General features: G+C 50.2%; 16 protein-coding genes. 7 read left to right on the top strand and 9 right to left on the bottom strand.

Going from position 1 to position 18,334, the window contains the following annotated elements; translation table 11 throughout:
- Positions 1–118: 118 nt before the first annotated feature.
- On the bottom strand, positions 119–1,591 hold the full coding sequence (locus RAC89_RS30155; protein WP_306617355.1) for a response regulator transcription factor: 1,473 nt from the start codon (positions 1,589–1,591) through the stop codon (positions 119–121).
- A complete protein-coding gene (locus RAC89_RS30150) occupies positions 1,563–3,404 on the bottom strand; it encodes a sensor histidine kinase (RefSeq protein WP_306617354.1) in 1,842 nt (613 codons plus the stop codon). The genes RAC89_RS30155 and RAC89_RS30150 overlap by 29 nt, the downstream gene beginning before the upstream one ends.
- Positions 3,405–3,638: 234 nt before the next feature.
- On the opposite strand from RAC89_RS30150, the gene RAC89_RS30145 reads away from it, so the two are divergent.
- A complete protein-coding gene (locus tag RAC89_RS30145) occupies positions 3,639–7,550 on the top strand; it encodes an S-layer homology domain-containing protein (protein WP_306617353.1) in 3,912 nt (1,303 codons plus the stop codon).
- A gap of 140 nt (positions 7,551–7,690) precedes the next feature.
- On the opposite strand, the gene RAC89_RS30140 is transcribed toward RAC89_RS30145, so the two are convergent.
- The 6 genes from RAC89_RS30140 to RAC89_RS30115 all read right to left on the bottom strand — a co-directional run bounded on the left by RAC89_RS30140 (position 7,691) and on the right by RAC89_RS30115 (position 12,901).
- The gene (locus tag RAC89_RS30140; protein ID WP_306617352.1) at positions 7,691–8,368 is read right to left on the bottom strand and encodes an SIMPL domain-containing protein; all 678 of its coding nucleotides are present in this window, start codon (positions 8,366–8,368) and stop codon (positions 7,691–7,693) included.
- A 132-nt stretch (positions 8,369–8,500) separates the two neighbouring features.
- Positions 8,501–9,469 carry a proline dehydrogenase family protein gene (locus RAC89_RS30135; RefSeq protein ID WP_306617870.1) on the bottom strand — a complete coding sequence of 323 codons (969 nt, stop codon included), beginning with the start codon at positions 9,467–9,469 and terminating at the stop codon, positions 8,501–8,503.
- An 81-nt stretch (positions 9,470–9,550) separates the two neighbouring features.
- Positions 9,551–10,357 carry an AraC family transcriptional regulator gene (locus tag RAC89_RS30130; RefSeq protein WP_306617351.1) on the bottom strand — a complete coding sequence of 269 codons (807 nt, stop codon included), beginning with the start codon at positions 10,355–10,357 and terminating at the stop codon, positions 9,551–9,553.
- 27 nt (positions 10,358–10,384) lie between these two features.
- Positions 10,385–11,515 (bottom strand): low temperature requirement protein A, encoded by a 1,131-nt coding sequence (locus tag RAC89_RS30125; RefSeq protein ID WP_306617350.1) that lies wholly within the window; start codon positions 11,513–11,515, stop codon positions 10,385–10,387.
- A gap of 88 nt (positions 11,516–11,603) precedes the next feature.
- The gene (locus RAC89_RS30120; RefSeq protein WP_373430118.1) at positions 11,604–12,200 is read right to left on the bottom strand and encodes a nitroreductase family protein; all 597 of its coding nucleotides are present in this window, start codon (positions 12,198–12,200) and stop codon (positions 11,604–11,606) included.
- Between the two features lie 59 nt (positions 12,201–12,259).
- On the bottom strand, positions 12,260–12,901 hold the full coding sequence (locus RAC89_RS30115) for a DUF2306 domain-containing protein (RefSeq protein ID WP_306617349.1): 642 nt from the start codon (positions 12,899–12,901) through the stop codon (positions 12,260–12,262).
- A 193-nt stretch (positions 12,902–13,094) separates the two neighbouring features.
- On the opposite strand from RAC89_RS30115, the gene RAC89_RS30110 reads away from it, so the two are divergent.
- Positions 13,095–13,787: a response regulator transcription factor gene (locus RAC89_RS30110; protein ID WP_306617348.1), complete on the top strand. Its 693-nt coding sequence runs from the start codon at positions 13,095–13,097 to the stop codon at positions 13,785–13,787.
- Positions 13,784–14,854: a sensor histidine kinase gene (locus RAC89_RS30105; RefSeq protein ID WP_306617347.1), complete on the top strand. Its 1,071-nt coding sequence runs from the start codon at positions 13,784–13,786 to the stop codon at positions 14,852–14,854. The genes RAC89_RS30110 and RAC89_RS30105 overlap by 4 nt, the downstream gene beginning before the upstream one ends.
- A 182-nt stretch (positions 14,855–15,036) precedes the next feature.
- Here RAC89_RS30105 and RAC89_RS30100 read toward each other — a convergent pair whose 3' ends face one another.
- Entirely contained in the window at positions 15,037–15,906 is an 870-nt protein-coding gene (locus RAC89_RS30100) for a YitT family protein (protein ID WP_306617346.1), read from the bottom strand.
- A 234-nt stretch (positions 15,907–16,140) separates the two neighbouring features.
- Here RAC89_RS30100 and RAC89_RS30095 point away from each other — a divergent pair, with 234 nt between their 5' ends.
- The 4 genes from RAC89_RS30095 to RAC89_RS30080 all read left to right on the top strand — a co-directional run bounded on the left by RAC89_RS30095 (position 16,141) and on the right by RAC89_RS30080 (position 18,292).
- Positions 16,141–16,845: a PIG-L deacetylase family protein gene (locus RAC89_RS30095; RefSeq protein WP_306617345.1), complete on the top strand. Its 705-nt coding sequence runs from the start codon at positions 16,141–16,143 to the stop codon at positions 16,843–16,845.
- A gap of 19 nt (positions 16,846–16,864) precedes the next feature.
- Positions 16,865–17,317, top strand: a complete 453-nt coding sequence (locus tag RAC89_RS30090) for a DUF441 domain-containing protein (protein WP_306617344.1) — start codon at positions 16,865–16,867, stop codon at positions 17,315–17,317.
- 88 nt (positions 17,318–17,405) lie between these two features.
- The gene (locus RAC89_RS30085; protein ID WP_306617343.1) at positions 17,406–17,585 is read left to right on the top strand and encodes a small acid-soluble spore protein H; all 180 of its coding nucleotides are present in this window, start codon (positions 17,406–17,408) and stop codon (positions 17,583–17,585) included.
- A 281-nt stretch (positions 17,586–17,866) separates the two neighbouring features.
- Positions 17,867–18,292 (top strand): hypothetical protein, encoded by a 426-nt coding sequence (locus RAC89_RS30080; protein ID WP_306617342.1) that lies wholly within the window; start codon positions 17,867–17,869, stop codon positions 18,290–18,292.
- Positions 18,293–18,334: the final 42 nt, after the last annotated feature.

Genomic DNA, 18,334 nt, shown 5'->3' with positions numbered 1-18,334 from the left:
CCGCTTACATCAAAGGAACATAATCCTGCATCTCAGTGAACAAAATCCATTTTCTTCTCTACTTAGAAAAGCCCGGGAGCCGTCCGACGAGGACAGCCGACCGGGCTGGGCATATGTCTTATTCCTTGGTGCCGCGTGCGCCAAGCCTTCGAAAATCGTTTGGAGTCACCTCGGACCAGCGTTTAAAAATTTTAAAGAAATAATTCGCATTGACAAAGCCCACCTGCTCTCCGATCTCTTGGACCGTCAGGTCCGTTTCCATTAGGAGCCGTTTCGCCTTCTCCACCCTGACACGCTGCAGGTATTGAATGAGCGGCTCACCGGTTTTCTTTACAAACAGGCCGCTCAAATATTTCTCATCGATATTGATCTGCTTCGCCAAGGTTTTCAAAGTGATCTGCTGCCCGTAATTCCGGTGAATGTAGGCGATCGCCGCATTCACCTCGGGGTGGTCGGTAGTCACGCCGCTGCTTTGGATTTGCCTTTCGATTACACGGTTGACCTTTTCCGTCATAAGGGCCAGCAGTTCATGGTGTGATGCGGTATCGATTGCCTTGTAGTGCCTCGCCTCCAATGCTTCGGGCAGCTGCTGGTTAAGCCATCTCTCGATACGGGCGGCTGTTTCCTTCACTGTCAGCCAGTCGGTCTGCTCCTGCTCCATTAAGGCGAACGCGTCGTTGAGAAGCGTAAGGGCGGCATCCGCCTTGGATTCCTCTACAAGCCGATACAGCTCCTTCTCCTTCTTCCAGCTTAGACCACCCGCAGGATTCTCTTTGTTCTGGTGTCGGGTACGAGGAAGATCCTTCTCCCCATACCAAAAGGGTGTCAACTGCTGCAGGATGTCATACCATACGGCTGGAAAACGATCCACCGGCACGGGCCCGGTGAATACCGCGAAGCCTGCCGCTCCCCGTTCTGTTAGATTACGCAGACTCGTAGACCAGCAGAAGATGCTCGTCACGCCATGTGAAGTGAACGAATGTATGACGGCGTTCGAATCGGCCGCCGAACCAAACCAGCTTTGGATGAACGACGGGATATCCTTAGCTTGCGAGCCATGAAGAATCGCGCCTATGCCGACGTAGGGAAGCCGGCTATTCACCCAGGGCCGCGCACCCCGTTGCTCGGCAATTTCCGGTACACCGGCCGCGTACGCGCTCCACGCCTCCTCGTACCCCTTGTGATAATCAAGTCTTGATTTTTCAAGCTCCTTGCGTACGAGCTCCGCCTTGACCTTGTCGAGCACCTGTTTGAGCGAATCGGGGCTCATGGACAGCTTCAGCAAATAGCCGTTCGCACCGTACTCCAGTGCCTGCCTTGCATATTCAAATTCGTTCATACAGGTCAGCATGACGAATGCCCCCTCGAAACCGGAGCTCTTGGCCCGGCGAAGCAGCTCGAGGCCGTCCATATTCGGCATCATAATATCCGTAATAACCAAGTCCGGCCGATGGGCCTCGATCTGCTCCAGCGCCGTTTCGCCGTCGTCGGCTTCTCCTACAATCTCGTAGCCCATGGCTTCCCAATCGAGCAGCTGTATGATGGTTCGCCTGACGAACGGCTCATCCTCTACGAGCAGTGCTTTCCACATCGGCAGCCCCTCCTTGTTCATATGGCGGAGACAGCAGCAGCGGCAGGTGCATCCGAGCCCTCGCACCAATGGGGAGACCCTCAAGCTCCAGCCCAGCTCCTGTCTTAAACAGCAAATGCAGACGCTCCCGCAAATTTTTCATACCGATCGGCTTGCGTCTTCTTGGGATGGCCGCTTCTACCGGCTGCAATCCCCTGCCGTTATCTTCGACCTCCAAAATTAATACACTCGTTCCGTTCGTATAGATGCGGATGATGATAGTGCCCCCTGATTTCATTTTGGCAAAGCCGTGCTGAATCGCATTTTCCACCAAGGGCTGCAGCGACAGCTTCGGCACGAGGGCATAGCCCAGTCTTGGCTCAAAGTCATACTGAACCTCGAAACGATGATCATACCGGTAATTCTGGATGCTGGCATAGGCGCGAACCAACTCCAGCTCCTCGTACAGGTGGATCAAATCCGCCTCCGAATTAAGACTCGATTCCAGCAGCTTGCCTAGGGACATGCAGATCTCGGCACTGGCTTGATCTCCCTTGGACAGGGCGTTCCACTTGATCGTATTGAGCGTATTGAGCAGAAAATGGGGGTTCATTTGCTGCAGCAGCATTTGAAACCGGATTACCTCCTTCTGCCGCTCCTCCATCTTAAGCCGATCGATTAATTGAAGAAGATCCTTAACCATGTTGTTAAAGGTATTGGCGATGTCCAGTATTTCTCCCTTATAGGAATCCGTGGATATATACGTCAAGAAATTTTTCTCAATAATTTCCGACATCTTCTTCTTAAGCAGCATCAATGGACGGGTGATGGCCGACAGGATGAAGAAGGTGATCACAATGAACAGCAGTGTGAACAGGATGAACGTAATCAAAAATTGCCGGTTCATCGCTCGAATATCGCCGAAGAATACCTCAAGCGGGAACTGCGCGGCTAAAAACCAGCCCATGGAAGGCAAATACGTGCTGCTGATGATGGAGGAAGTGGCTTCGTCCACCTCATAGCTCAGCGGACCGCTATACCGCAGCTTCTCCGCTATCTTAGGCAGCCCGTCGGGCATTACGCTTCCGGGGCTTGTTACGAGAACGCTGCCTGATCCGTCGAGCACATAGTAATGCTGCTGGATCAGGAAGCTTTTCATATTTTTCAACAGCCATTGCTGATAATCAAAGCTGATTCGGAGCAGCCCTATCGGCTGTCCGGCGGTATCCTTCAGTGTCAAATACAGATTTACCGCCTTAGACGGCTGGGCTCCGGAAGTGAGGCCCGCATCCGTATCCTCCGTCGTCCAAACGTAGGGCTCTTGTCCCTGAAGAAGCTTCTGCACAGCCGGCAGTTCCATAAAGCCGGTGTAGGTGAACTTCCCCGTCCTCGTCGATTCGAAGGATGCATACAAGCGGCTCTGCAGATCGCTTAACGTATAATGCAGGAAATCCCCGTCGGGCAGCTGCTGGTTCTTTACACTTTGGAATGCGCTTACAATCGGATGCAGCTTACCAGCCGCATCCGGCTTCACAATGGATGCATCGATCGTCGTGCTTTGCTTGTCAGACGCTAAGGCGGATAAGACGTCACGGTCCTTCTCGAGCCGAAGCGCCGTCATCAGCATCCCGCTCTTCACGACCTCGAACGACTGCTTCACCTGATCCAGCTGGTAATGGCTCTGCTCGCTAATCCGCTGCTCATAGAGGTTCTTTACTTGGTAATGGTTGCGAAGCTGCATAACGAAGAATGGTAGAATAATGAGAAGAAGAAAAGCTAGAAACAGCCGATTTTTCAATGTGGATGGCTGAAGGAAACGCAGGATTCGGGTCAACGGACTTCACCCCTCGAGTTACTAACGTTATGTATGCCACATTATACAATATTTGGAGTCCTCCCACACGCAAAAACGGAAAAAAACACATACCAGCATAATAAAGTCCATTGTTTCTTTGCCCTATCGGCAATAGAGTGAAGGTGTTGCTTGGATATAAACAGAGGAGGAATGTCTTGATTCATCGTTACCGCATGCATAATGTTTCGAAACAACTATTAAGGAGGCTCCAGAATGCACACGCAACAGGCTCTGAAGAAGGTTATAAGCTTTGTTCTACCATTTGCCATCGTACTTTCGCTTTTGAATCCTCTTGGTTTTCCTTTATCGGCGGCATATGCCGCAGAGGGAGATGAGTTAGGTTTGTTTGAAGTCAAAGTGAACAAGCCGGTAAACGCTGCAGTTGACGTTCCTAATGCAGCCATTGGGATCTCGCTGCCTTACGGCACCTCTTACCAAATGCTGAACGTAACGACGAATCCGGGAGTTACGGCGACGGTATACAGAAGCGATGAAATGACGGCAATTCCGTTTGCCACAAGCGGCATCAATCGGGGCGATGCCAAGCTGGACCAGTTTTCTCCGGCAGGAACAACAATGTATTATTTGGTGCTAACCAATAAGAATGACGGCAGCTCCAGTCGGAAATACACCGTTACAGTTACTGTTGAGAAGGATTTGCCGCCTTCTATAGCAGACTCTGTGGGACCTAATGACAAATATTCTCCGCTGAATATTAAAGCGGGCGAACATGCATGGGATGTTCTGGGCGCTTCCAAGATCGGCTTTGGCAGCACCACAGGTTCTATTGAAGGACCCGGAAAGGCGTCATCCTACAGCGGTAAAGATTGGTTTGAATCGATCTACGACCGATCCGGAGATTATCCGGCGGCTCAGACGGTCCCCGACTCCTGGCTGGGGGATAATATGTACCTGCAGACCATTGGCATATCCGATGTGAATGCGCTTACGAAGTACGGAATAGAGACTAGCGCCGGTCTCGGTAAGCTGGGCAACGACATTTTGCGTTTTCATGAATTTTTACCGTTCCAAACACCGGACGGAGTAAGCCGGGATGACGGTGACCGTGGTGCAATGGGAAGCGATCGCCAGCGGCTCGAGATCAAGAGCAATACCGGCTCGTCCAATATCGATGCCAACAGTGTGGGCGGCGACATTATGACCCATCACTGGAAGCTGATGCTCCCTTCGGAAACGTTAAAGTATCAGATGGATACCTCGGAAAAGAAAGCCGGCGATCTGATTGCTCCCCGCCGCTTTTTCCATATCTTCCAATTGAAAGCTATAGAGGGGGATGAAGCCGGTCAGCCGGTCACAACCCTTACGGTAGTCTCGGTCAATGGAAAAGGCCACTTGGAATTCAGAAACAATCCGGACGGGCAAGCTGCGGACCGGATCAAGCCTCTGTTTACGATTCCATTGGAGCAGGTTGTGGACCGTTGGCTGGATATGGAAGTGACGATTTTGACCGCCGACAAGGGCTATGTTTACGGCAAGCTTGTCGACGTGGAAAGTAACGCCGTGCTTGCGAGCGGCGGCATGACGGCAGAAACCTTAAGACGCCCGGAAGTCCTGAATCCTGAAACGGGCAAAAGGGAACGAGTCGATTTGCCGGCTGTACCGGGACAGCAAAACCGTTCCAAATGGGGTCTGTACCGCGGGATGTACAACACAGTGAATGAATCGGTCTACGGGGATGAATTCCAGGCTGCAACCATGTATTTGTCCGATATCTACTTAATCAAAAGGGATAACAACACCTATGTGTTCCCTGACGGCTGGGATCCTAACAGCCAGACCAAGGATATTGTGGCATGGGCAAGGCCTACAGTCGTTTCGGAGTCGCCAGGCACAGCCTTCGACAGCTTGGGGCTGCCTTCGCAGTTGGATGTAACCTTGAGTACGGGCAAGATCGAAAAGGTAGACGTGACCTGGAGCCCGGAAGGTTATCATCCGGATGTTACAGGTACTTACCGGATTTACGGACAATTTACGGGTACAGGCATTACGAACAGCAAAAATATGAAGCCTTATATAGACGTCAACATTTCCGGTATCAAAAACTGGGCGGTTGCTCCCGGTGCGGAAATCAAGGTAGTCTCCCAAAGCGGAGGCTCCAAAAACTATTTTATCGACGACAAATCGGATACTTCCTGGCAGGCTCATAGCACGCTGGCTAAGACGCCAGGCTATCAATACTGGGCGGCCGTCAAACTGGAAAAGAAAATTCAGGTTAGCAGAATCCAGCTTGAATGGACCAGCAACAGTAAGTTTTTGAAAAATTTCCAGCTGTATTATTCCAACGATGCTGCGGCATACGACGAGCTGAAAGAGGGAGGCTCCCTCTCGGAAACCTCGGAGGCAACCAGGAAGCCGCTTGAAACAGACCACGGGTCCTCCTGGATCATGATCCCCGGTGCAGGGAAAGCAACAGCTCTCAGCAACAACGAGAAGGCCGATCTTACGCTGGCCGATACGGTGGATGCCCAGTATGTGCTGCTTGTTGCAGATCTCACGTTAGACAGCAATGCCGGCGGAATCAAAAGCAATGTCTTCAACATTATCGGGCAAGCTTCCCGCCCCCATGCCGAGCTGCGTGTCATTGTGAGCATTACACCTGAAAGCATCATTACCACAGCGGGAACAGCGCCGATGATGCCTACGGTAGTCACCGCCGTATACAGCGACAGCTCGACTCAAAGGCTGCCTGTGGTATGGGATTCCATTAGCCCATCCCAGTATGCGATTGCCGGAAACTTTGCCGTCAACGGAACGGTTACCGGCACTACGTATAGGGCATTGGCTAACGTTACCGTTACGCCGGGTACGATCACTTTGCCGGATGAAGGCAATGGATCGGAGGACTCTGCGGGAACACCAATTTCATCGGGACCGGTAGAGGGATCCGCTCCGGCACCGACACCGTCTGGCGGTTCATCGGGTAATCCGGGCATCATCCATCTTGAGCAAGACGCCAAAGTAACGAAAGAAACTGCAGCCGACGGCAGGACGATAACCAAAGTCGCTGTAGATGCGGAAAAACTGGAGAAAGCGTTAGCCCATCCGGTTGTCGTTATTGAAGTTAAAGGCAACGACCCTGCCATCCATGTGGAGCTTCCGGGCAATGCCATTCTCCATGCGATGGATCTGCGAAGCAGCTTGGTGATTCGATCGAACGGGATAAGCTATGAGCTGCCTGTCATTTTGTTTGCCCATATTCAGAAGGATTCGACCGTAGGCGTCTCGATTTCCGAAGTATCCGGCAAGGCGGGAGATGATGTTAATGCAGCGGTTAATCATCTTAACGCGAAGCAAGTGATTTCGAACCCGATTGAATTTACAATTACGGTTAACGGTACGGAAATCACGGACTTCGGCGGAATATATGTTGACCGCACTATTACCTTGGACACAGTAACGATTGACCCTGGCAAGCTGACGGCAGTATGGATCGATTCGAACAACCAGCTGCATTTTGTACCGGCCGTAGTAACAACAAAGGACGGCACTTCAGAAATCAGGATCCGTTCACCGCACAACAGCGTATATACCGTTATTCAGTCCGAAAAATCGTTTAGCGATGTAGCCGGCCATTGGGCCCAAACGGATATCGAGCTGCTTGCGAATAAATGGATTCTTAACGGTATTACCGATCAGCTATTCGCGCCGGAGGCCCGGGTTACGCGTGCCGAGTTTGCGGCTATGCTGGTTCGCTCGCTTGGCTTGGTCGAATCGAAGGATAATAACGCGTTCGCTGACGTCCAATCCGCCGATTGGTTTGCCGGGGCTGTAAACTCGGCGTACAAGGCCGGATTGATTAACGGCTATGAAGACGGCAGCTTCAAGCCTAACGCGGTCATTACCCGCGAACAAATGGTAGCGATGATGATACGGGCTATGAAAGTCGGAGGCAAGGAAGCCCAGGCCGACAGCTCGGTATTGAACAGGTTCATAGACCGTTCGGATATCGGGGAATGGTCGAAGGCAGCCATATCACAGGCACTGGCTGGCGGGCTCATTCAAGGAATGACGGATACGGTCTTCGCTGCGGATGAGCCTGCTACCCGCGCACAAGCTGCCGTGATTTTGAAGCGTGTGCTGCAGTCATTGCAATTTATCAACTGAGTTACACAAAGACCGCCTCTTGGCGGTCTTTTCCATATGCAATAGTAAGTATGAGCGGGAATAGAACAAAGCAGGCAAACCCTAAGGGCAGCCTGCTTAGAAAAAAACGTCCAGCCCCTCGGCTGAACGTCCGTTCTTCATCAATGATAAGTAAACTTTGCCTTGATGGATGCCGAAACCATCAGTTCCCCCTTCTGAATAGGGGTGGCTTCACTTTTGCTATACGTTGAAGCGGTAAGATACGGAATGGCTTCCGGTGTGCGGGGGAGCTCTTGTACTAGAATAGGAACGTCATGGAGTGTTACGCCTAAGGTCTGAGCCATCGTTTTGGCTTTGATTTGGCCATTTCGGATCGCTTTCGATAGAGCGTGGTTATAAGCGATTTCGGGGTTTTTCAATGCGAACTGTATGTTCGACACCGTGTTGGCACCGTTCTTGACGGCCGTGTCCACGATCAGTCCGGTCAAGTCGATCTGTTCCGTTGTGACTTGGAGCAAATGAGTTACTTGGTATCCGCGAAAGATTTGTTTACCGTCTTCGTAATTATATTGCATATTGATGCTGTATTGCGTCGTCTGCATGTTTTCCTTGGGTATACCCAGGCTTCCTAAAGCTTCAACGATACGAGCAACCGCGTCGGCATTATCCTTCTGGGCTGCCGTTAAGCTTACATGCTCCGTAATGACACCAAGGACGATAATCGCTTTGTCGGGCGCTGCAGAAACCGTTCCTTCACCGGTGACTTCAATAGTATTCCCATTGCCGGAAATAACGGCCGAATTCATGTGTGGCTGCGGAGACCATGGCGGATAGTACATAGGCTGCCTCCTGTTCATTTGGTATTACAACTAATGTATTTCACCTCTTCGTCCATGATTCATTGGGTTCTCACTCTGGCGAAAAACAAAAAGAACCAAGTAGACTATTCTACATGGTCCAAATCCCAAGACTTACTCATACTCCAACACGGGATCTGCCTTTCCGGCGCCCGTCATGTCTATCAACGCTTGAAAGAGATTGGGCGGATACTCGGCGATCCGGTGGCAAAGGTACAAATACCATTCATGGCCATAGGTTAAATAAACGCGAACCGGATAACCCGCCTTCTTCAATCGGCTGCTCAAATCCGGCCGAATGCCATACAGCAATTCGAACTCAACGCCCGGCTCATGGATCCATCCCCGTTTGATTACCTCAGCAACGATGGTCTCATCATGGGTGGCAATCGACACCCGATGCCCCTTGCGGATGGCGTTCTCTACTTGAGTCAAATACCGCTCGTTCAAGGCGGCCGAACGCGGTATCGCCAGGTGCCCCGGCTCCTGGTATGCCCCTTTAACGATGCGGACCCTACCGGGACTGTTCTGTAAGCCGTTCAAGTCCTGCGCCGTCCGGTTCAGCTGCGCCTGCAGCGTGATGCCTATGTTCTCATATACAGCTGCCGCTCTTTCATAGATCGATAATATCGCATCGGTCTTAGCCGATTCCTCCATACTGATAAACAGCTCGATGCCGTGCCGCTGGGCTTGCGCGGCAAGCTCCGTCAGCTGCTTATACGCCAGCTCGCCGTCCAGAGATAAGCCGATGTGGGAAAGATCGAATGAGACGCGTGCCGGCAGCTCGCGCTCCGCTAGCGTTTGAATGAGCATCGACAGCTCCTGTGCCGCGGCTTCGCAGGCACGGACATCCGCCGTATTTTCCCCGATATATTCAAGCGAGACAGCGTACCCTTTATCCGCCAGCCGGTGTCCGGCCTCAAGGCCATCCTGCCTCTCTTCTCCCGTCACATACTTTGCCGCCGCACGCTGCAGCAGCCGGTAGATGGCCGGAGTCTCCTCAACATAAGTCTTCAGATCGGCCCGTCGGGCAATCGATTTCATCGCATCGGCAAAGGTTTGCTCCACACTCTTCGTAGTCATCATCAACTGGTCCCTCCTCTTGTCTTATAAATTCAGTGTACAATCGGACAAGAGGAATGGATTGTAAAAAATTGCGCTTTGTCAGACGGACATGGCGTAAGCCTGAGGTGTCGCCCCGACAATTTTGGCAAAGGCCTTTGAGAAATGACTTTGATCATAGTAACCGGTATCCACGGCAATATCGGCAATGGGTCGCCTATTTTTCAATTCCTTCTTGGCATGGTTGATACGAAGCAAATTTTGATACGCGTGAGGAGGCAGATGCGTGCTTTTCTTGAACATGCGAATGAGATGATACCGGCTGATCCCGGTTTGCCGCTCCAGCATGTCAAGTGTGATCCGATCCGTGTAATGCGCATGGATATACTCCTTGGTTCGCTTAACGTAATTCTGTTCCAGCGATCCGTAAGGCTCATGCGCCAAATCGGACACATGCTTGGTTACGAGCGTATGCACCAATTCGATTAACCCCGTTTCGATTTCGAGCGGCGAGCCGCCTTCCGTTAGCCCCTCCATGGTACGATTAAGCAGCATGCTGCAGGCGGCATTTCTCCCCTTTTCGAGCAAAAAAGGCATTTCTAGCCGATTCATCTCGGGCAGTTCAAGATGATCGAACCATTGCGCCTTCAGAAACAGCATTTTGTATGCCCACTTAGCAGCATCCGCAGGCTGACAAGCGTGGAGCATATGTGGAGGAAAGCTGATCATTCTCCCCTTTTCTACACGCCATAAGACGCCTTCACACCATGCCTGCGTTTCGCCTTCATCGATGAGACCGATAGAGTATTCTTCGTGAAAATGCTTCTGATACGCCAGGTCGTTCTTCCGGCATCGCTTCGCTTCCAGAAAAGGCAGCGAGTCGTCCCGGTAAAAGGCCACTTCCTCCATAGATAAACCTCCGAAATCGAATATGGCTTATGAAGTCGTTACTTTCGCATATAAAGCAAAGAACAACATCACTTCCCCGATAATGATGTAATTTGGCATGATGAACAACATATCCACTGCAAAAAAAGCACCAAGTAATCCTATAAACAACGCCAGATGAGATTTACCCAATCTTAGATGCTTATGTCTGTATTGGTGGAATACCAGCGTCGTTGAAGCAAAGTACAGCAGTACGGATCCGAGAGTAAAGCTTATCATAAATGAGTAATGCAATTGTTCCAGGAATATCAATTGAATCGAAGCCGCGATCATACACATGGATAAATAAATGAATAAATGGCCGTAAATGATCGTTTGACCGGCAGTCGCTATCGTTTTGTCCACTTTCTTTTCTACATTGTCAAAGTACTGCCACCATATGAAGATAATCAGCAAAAAAGTGAGGGATGCAAATAGAATCGATTGCCACGTCCAATGGCTGGAATGCAAAACGGCTAGTATGCTTATTACGGATTCACCAAGTAGAATAAGCGTAAACAGTGCGAAGCGTTCTAATAAATGGTGGGTATTTATCGGGCTTTTCACCAAATATTTCCGACCTAGTAAGGGGAGCAAGATGTCCACAGCAATTCCCGCATACAAAACGGCATAACGAATCCAAGAGTCAAAGAATAGCGATGAAGCGGATATCACCAAACCAATCCAAAAGCGGCTTCCCAAAAACCGGGCAGTGCTCCGTCTGTCCGCTTCTTCTCTCTTCTGTACCGCAAGGTATTGAATGGCCGTCATAGCCCTTAACCCAAGATAGCCTGTCAAAAATGGAATGTAGTATTGATCAAAATCAACGGACAGGCTTGCCGTCATAATTAAGACAAAAAACAATTGCAGAATCAGAAATATACGGTGAGAAAGGTTATCCCGTCCGAACCGGTTGACGAAGAGCGATTGCCCTACCCAGGCCCACCAAATCGGAACAAAGATTAGAACGAATTTCATTAAGTATTCCAGCGGAATAAAGCCGTCATGTACATGTAGCAGGACATGACTTGCCTTGGAAACCGCCGCTACAAACAGAAGATCGTAAAAAAGCTCCAGCCACGTTACTTTCTTCTCGGCAAATGCCGCATTGTGCTGGAATCCCGTTGCATGTTTACTCACAAATGTGCCCCTTTGCTTTAGAGTGAACAGGAAGAAACACACCTATCGCTAATGGAAAGGTGTGCTTCCCTTGACCTAGTCAGCTGGTTCAGTGATCATCAAGTGTATTTTTACCAAAAACGCCCTCGAAAAGAGATTCTTTCAATAAACGTCGGTTGCTCGGTTGTTCCCGCTCCCGCAGATTCTCCGGCAGAGCTTCGGGTTCGCCTTGATATCCAATGGCAATGACGGCATGAGCTTCATATTCGTCGGGAAGATGCAATACATCACGCGCTTTCTCCTTGTCGAATCCCCCCATCGCATGGGTGATAAGACCTTTCCGATTTGCCTCTAAAGCAAGATAACCCCAAGCTGTTCCCGCATCAAAAGCATGCCAAGCATTCGGTCCGCGTTCCGTTGTTGTCTGGGACAAGACGACCGCTAAGACAGGTGCGCTTTTACACCATACAAGGTTGCCCGGTACGATAAAGGAATAAAATGCTTCTCGATCTTCTTCTGTCCGGGCGATAATGAATCTCCAAGGCTGAAGATTCGAAGCGGACGGCGCCCAGCGCGAGGCCTCAAACACACTGTAAAGAACCTCATCAGGGACCTCCTTCTCCAAAAAAGACCTCGGTGACCACCGATCGATAAATTGTGGGGATACTTCGAAGCTCGGTTTTCGTATATCTGTTATATTCATCATTGTTGATCCTCCATCAAGGGTATAGGCTAAATTTACCATTGAATCGTCATTGAATCAAATCATTTAACAAACGGCCTTGTGTTTCCTTTACCTCGAATAAGCACCTCCGGGGCAATCATCAGCAGCACGATCGAGCCGTAAAGCCCGAGGGTGTAGCTGGTCGCGTAAGGGATGCCGATCATTTTGTGAAGCACTAAGGTAAAGAGATGGATCAGCACGTTCGTAAAGCAGAAAGCATAGCTCCGTATCATCCATTGACGGTGCAGGCGAACCCGTTTCTTGAAGATGTGGATAAGAGCTATCGCCGTCACGGCTAGCCAGATGATATTGAGAAGATTAAATCCTATGCTGCTCATCTTTCCCCCCGTTGCGTAAGGCGCCATGTATCCGGAAGTCAACACGACAATCAGCACGGATGATACATATACGTAGCCGTTCATGCGATGAAGCCTAGGGCGCTTCTCATAACTGCCCGTTGAAAAGTTGATGAGCCCCGATGCCAACGCCATACAGGCGAACCCCACGTGAATGTACATGACCTTTAACCAGATCCAAGGCTTAAGCTCACGCGCAAGACCTGCTTTTCGACTCAAAAATGTCTCGGCGCCAGGATCAATAATGAAATTGCTGACCAAGACATAACCCATGTAAATCAAAAGTAAACATACGATCAGCTTATAGAAGGCTTGGCGATTGTCCATGCTTTTCTCCTTTTTTCTTTTTCTGATAATTAGAATAGCAGGAGAAGCTCTCAAATGAAGTGGCAGAAAGGTTACAAAACAATAAACAATCCGTCACAATATGCAGGAAATCGTTTGTTTTTACAAAAGAGATGATACACTTACAGTTAGATGGGCTTTATATGATGGATCCTAAGTAGGAAGGCGGGATATAGTGAAAGAACGACCTGTGATCTTGGTTGTGGACGATGATCCGAGCATCGTTGAACTTATGAGGGATTTTTTGGAGAATGATCATTTTCAGGTCGTAACGGCTGCTGACGCAACCCAAGCCTGGACTGTGTTTCGCCAAAGCAGGGTTGATTGTATGATCCTGGACATTATGATGCCGGGACACAACGGATTTGATTTATGCCGGCGCGTTCGGACGGAGAGCAACGTACCCATCCTGTTCTTAAGTGCCCGTGGCGATGATGTGGATAAAATCCGCGGACTGACGCTTGGCGGCGATGATTATATCGTCAAAACCGCTTCACCCGGCGAAATCGTTGCCCGCGTGAAGGCCGTTTTGAGGCGTACCGGCACGGAGCAAGCAAGCTCGGTCAAAGTGTTGGACTATGGCCGCATCAAGCTGGATCTGGCTACAAGAGAGGTACTCGTCGATGGAACGAACGTTTCGCTCACACCGAAGGAATATGAGCTGCTGCGATGGTTCGCGGAGCATCCGAGACATGTGTTTACCTACGACCAGCTGCTCGCGAGGTTCTGGGACGGCATCGGCGATAAGCATACGATCCGCGTCCATATGAGCCGTCTTCGCGAGAAGATCGAGCTCGATCCGGATCAGCCGCAATATTTGACCAACGTATGGGGCGTCGGTTATCGGTTTGAGGGGCTTGTCGTATGAGGAAACCTACAATTCGAACGTATTTTGTATTCAGCTTGGTGCTCCTTCTGCTGATGCCTTGGCTTTTCTTTGTGGCTGCACATCTCATCACAACTCAATCATTGGATATTGGCGCCGAGCGGCCGAATTCGTATACGGTTCAATGGGCTGCCGCCTCCGCAGGGCTGCTGCTTGCATTCCTGATTGTAGGCGTTCGAATGAGAACACTTCTTCTCGTGCCCCTGGAGAGGATGGGTCAGGCAGCGCGGCGCATTGCTGCAGGCGATTGGGACGTTCAGCTGCCCCAATCCGCCATCTGGGAGATCGCCGAGGTTCGGGACGGATTTGAAGTCATGGTGAACGGACTTCAAAGCTCTCACCGGAAGCAGGCGGAGCTGGAGGAGGAACGAAGATTCGTTATCGCCGCCGTCGCGCATGATTTGCGGACCCCGTTATTTGCTCTGCGCGGTTATTTGGACGGGCTTGAGCAAGGCATCGCACGAACACCGGACCAAGTCGCAAAGTATGTGGCGGTTTGTAAGGAGAAATCGGCGCAATTGGACCGGTTGGTCGAGGATCTTTTCACTTTTACGAGGATGGAGTACCTGGAAACGGGGATAAGTGATAACACGGATGACTTTGCCGTTATTGTACAGAAGTCAATTGATAGTCTGGAGCTGCAAGCGCAGCAAAAACACATCTCAATTGCTGTTTTTTCCTCTGCGGATGACTGTGTGATTCGAGCCGATTCGCATTTAGTGGAGCGTGCTATAAGCAATTTGTTGGATAATGCCGTGCGGTACACACCTGCTTATGGTCGAATAGCCGTCCAATGCCGCAGGGAAGGAGAGCGAGTGGCCTTCACCATTCACGATTCGGGACCGGGCTTTGCGCCGGAGGAGCTCAAGCGAATCTTCGAGCCGCTGTATCGAGGAGAGCAGTCGAGGAATCGTTCGACCGGGGGCGCCGGGTTGGGGCTCACGATATCGCAGCGAATCCTGCGCCAATATGGAGGCGAGCTTGCGGCTTGCAATCATCCGGACGGGGGTGCCATCCTGTCAGGATGGATTCCTGCCGCTAACCGGTAAGAAAAGCTTCTATCGAAGACCTCTCGAGGATGTACATTCGTGATCAAGAGGAAGCTTTTCTTGAAACATTAGAATCCTTGAGCTCCGCTCAAAACTTATAGATTCTAATGTTATAAGAAGGCTGCCCGCGGCAGCCTTCTTCTGTGCTTATGTATATAGGTATGTATGCTCTTGCCCGTCCATCAGTGAATGTCACGTTTCCGGAAATTCCCTCCGCGCACCTCGGAAACATCCGAAATGACAACGAACGCGCCTTCGTCAATATCCCGAATAATGGACAATAATTTGGTTTCTTCCATCCGGTTGATTACGCAATTTAAGATCTCCGTCGATTCATTCGAGAAGCCCCCGCGCCCTTGCATATACGTAACGCTTCGGCCCAGACGAGCTTGGATGGCCTCGCCGATCAGGTCCGATTTCGGACTGACGACGCGAACGGACTTCGATTTTTCCAAGCCCACCTGGATGATATCGATAACGTTTTTCGCGATGTAGTAGGTAATGGCGGAGTACAACGCACCCTCCAACCCATAAATGAAGCTGGCTCCGACGAAGATGAACGCGTTGATAAAAAGGATCACGTCACCTACCGAGAAAGGAATATTGCGAGACACCAGGATGGCCAATACCTCAGAGCCGTCCAAGGCTCCGCCGTTCCGAAGCACGACTCCAATGCCGACACCAAGCAAGATTCCTCCCGCAAGCACGATCAACAGAGGGTCTTCCCGCCCCAGAATGGTCTCAACGTGGTGCAGCAAGGACGTCGAAACGGATAAGGCGGCGATCCCTATGGTACTTCGGATCGCGAACGTCTTCCCCACTTGTTTATAACCCAAGTATACGAAAGGGATATTTAGGACGAATAGCAGTACTCCTAATGGAACTCCGAATAAATAGGCTCCCATCATGCCTATTCCGGTAACGCCGCCATCCACGACATCGTTAGGAATCAGGACGGCCTCCAGCCCGTACGCAGCAATGACTGCGCCGATGACGATCATGACAATGCTGCGAATGTGGTCAACGGTATGGTTTTCTTTGTGTTCCTTCATCTCTCTTCTCCTTCACCTATATAACATTACGGCAGGCCCGTGAACGACCCGATTCATCCATTATAACGTACAATGATTCCGCGTTCATCCCGGCCGCTAGAAGTCCTGGGGGTAAGAAGATACTTTATTTCGCCATGACTTACGAATTACAATAAGAAGGGCATGCCATTTCTTGGGTATAGCCACCCGTTGCAAGGGAATAATAGGATATTCGAATGTGAAAGAGGGATAAACATGAATGCGCATGTAGTATTTTGTTATGCCCATCCGGATGATGAGACCTTTCTTAGCGGCTGCCTCATCCGTATGCTGGCAGACCGCGGCCATCCTCCTGCACTGTTGCTCGCCACGAGAGGCGATGCGGGAAACAAGAACGGCGCTTACACACATCTATCCAGGGCAGAGCTCGGAGAGCTGCGAGAAAAGGAAATGGAGCTTGCCGCAAGAGTCTTGCACCTGGGCAAAGTGGAATATTTGGGGCTTCCTGACGGGAAGCTGTCAGAGGCGGATGAAACTTTATTCCTGAACCATGTCGTAAATTTTATTAACCGCCTACAACCGGCGGCAGTATTTACCTTCCCTCCGAACGGCGGAAACTTTCACCCGGATCATATGGCGATATCCCGGGTGACAACAAAGGCTGTCGTGGGCGGAAGCTGTCCTAGCGTGGCGCAGCTATACTATATGTCATCGGATACGTTAGCGAAAGAGGGGCACCGTCCGACTTTTACGATTGATACGAAGCCGCTTTGGAATGTGAAAGCGGATGCTTTAAGAGCGCATGATTCTCAAATCCTTGCTATCGAAAGATACTTCGGTAAGCTTCACGAATTTCCTGAAGAAAGAAGATATGAGGCCTTTGTTTTGGCTTGGGAACGAGGGAGGCACTGGCCGGTAATTTCGGAAGAGAAGGCTCTTAAAGATCTTAAATTAAAGTAAGGGGGCACAGGAAGAACGTATGCCACAGCTTGATCTGCCATCCGTTGTGCTGCTAATCTTAGCGGCGTTAGGAATCCTCGGAAGTAATTCCTCAATTGCCATTGCCGCCGTCTTCTTGCTGCTGCTAAGGGTGATGCAGCTTCATCAGGTATTTCCCTGGCTTGAAAAATACGGACTTTCCCTTGGCATTATTATTTTAACGATCGGCATATTTGCCCCCATCGCAAGTGGCAAGATCGATATACAAGCATGGTATGGCTCCATGTTTCATTGGAAATCTCTGGCGGCTGTCGCCGTGGGTGGACTTGTAGCTTATCTGGGCGGAAGAGGCGTCACGCTTATGACGAATCAACCTACGGTCGTCGCCGGATTAATGCTGGGCACCGTTCTTGGAGTCGCCTTTGTGAAAGGTGTGCCTGTAGGGCCGCTCATCGCCGCGGGGATATTGTCCCTCCTCATCGGCAAAACGTAAACTGTCACATCCTCCGCCCAATTACATAATTGCCCAAGCGAATGAACACATTAGAATTGTTATTCCAAAAACAGGAGGCCATTTCAAAATGAACATTCAGCGTGCAAAGGAAATTTCGGAATCCCCCGTGATGGCGAACGTCACGTGGGACGGGAGTGCCATTTACATTCAGCATGTCGATGAAACGACGGAAATGGCGAGAATTTATCCGCTCAACCAACCGGAGCACGAGCAAGAGGTTCCCGTCCGTGCCTTGGTTGAACATTGAAATCGTGGCATTGATAAAAGCAGGCTGTCGCTAGTGGGCAGCTTGCTTTTTATTGGGCTTGATTTGATCTTGCGCGATCATGCGGATCCATTGTCATCAGTAAATTCAACCTCTCCGGGCTGCGGATAAAATAACTGCCCCAGCACGGAGTTAGTCTGCATTTTTTTAGAACGGCCGCGGTATCCCCAAAATACGAAAATTTGTTTGCAGGAGTGTGGAACTTTTCCGGTCGTAGTGCTGTCTATAACGTGAAGTCGATGTCATATCGGGGAGTGATTATCGTGGCAAACATTCTTCTTATTTTGCTTATCGTCTTAGGCCAGTACAGCCATACTGAATTTTCAGCATACGAAGAGCTTCAGCAGCAGGAAGCTAGAACTTTCACCCTCTCTCAAATCTACCCCGGAGATATCATGAAGGCTACATCGGTTGTGTTGGTGGACGGAAGGAATGGGGCGCGTAAGACAATTACGAGTCAAGACAAGGTCAAGCGAATAGTCTCGGTCATGAAAGATATTGAGCTGACGCCGAGTAATGAGGAAACAATCGGTTATATCCACAGAGTATTATTGTATGAGGATAGCGAACTCAAATTGGATTTGAGCAATAACAGTGTAAATCATCTGTTTTTTTCCAGTAATGATCGATTGAACACCATACTAACTGAATTATTTGATAGCACAAGCTTTTCACCAGGAAAAAATTGAATCCCCCAGCGCCGGTTTACTTTGCTGAAGGTCCCCTTCTTG

This window comes from Paenibacillus sp. GD4 (assembly GCF_030846225.1).
Taxonomy (GTDB): domain Bacteria; phylum Bacillota; class Bacilli; order Paenibacillales; family NBRC-103111; genus Paenibacillus_G; species Paenibacillus_G silviterrae.
Note: the sequence above shows the minus strand (reverse complement) of the source record. Positions and strands in the feature narration are given on the sequence as shown.

Bases quoted from the DNA above. Each gene is read 5' to 3' on its own strand.
- RAC89_RS30155 (WP_306617355.1), bottom strand. From the start codon at position 1,591: ATGTGGAAAGCACTGCTCGTAGAGGATGAGCCGTTCGTCAGGCGAACC.
- RAC89_RS30145 (WP_306617353.1), top strand. From the start codon at position 3,639: ATGCACACGCAACAGGCTCTGAAGAAGGTTATAAGCTTTGTTCTACCA.
- RAC89_RS30140 (WP_306617352.1), bottom strand. From the start codon at position 8,368: ATGTACTATCCGCCATGGTCTCCGCAGCCACACATGAATTCGGCCGTT.
- RAC89_RS30135 (WP_306617870.1), bottom strand. From the start codon at position 9,469: ATGACTACGAAGAGTGTGGAGCAAACCTTTGCCGATGCGATGAAATCG.
- RAC89_RS30130 (WP_306617351.1), bottom strand. From the start codon at position 10,357: ATGGAGGAAGTGGCCTTTTACCGGGACGACTCGCTGCCTTTTCTGGAA.
- RAC89_RS30120 (WP_373430118.1), bottom strand. From the start codon at position 12,200: ATGATGAATATAACAGATATACGAAAACCGAGCTTCGAAGTATCCCCA.
- RAC89_RS30115 (WP_306617349.1), bottom strand. From the start codon at position 12,901: ATGGACAATCGCCAAGCCTTCTATAAGCTGATCGTATGTTTACTTTTG.
- RAC89_RS30105 (WP_306617347.1), top strand. From the start codon at position 13,784: ATGAGGAAACCTACAATTCGAACGTATTTTGTATTCAGCTTGGTGCTC.
- RAC89_RS30100 (WP_306617346.1), bottom strand. From the start codon at position 15,906: ATGAAGGAACACAAAGAAAACCATACCGTTGACCACATTCGCAGCATT.
- RAC89_RS30095 (WP_306617345.1), top strand. From the start codon at position 16,141: ATGAATGCGCATGTAGTATTTTGTTATGCCCATCCGGATGATGAGACC.
- RAC89_RS30090 (WP_306617344.1), top strand. From the start codon at position 16,865: ATGCCACAGCTTGATCTGCCATCCGTTGTGCTGCTAATCTTAGCGGCG.
- RAC89_RS30085 (WP_306617343.1), top strand. From the start codon at position 17,406: ATGAACATTCAGCGTGCAAAGGAAATTTCGGAATCCCCCGTGATGGCG.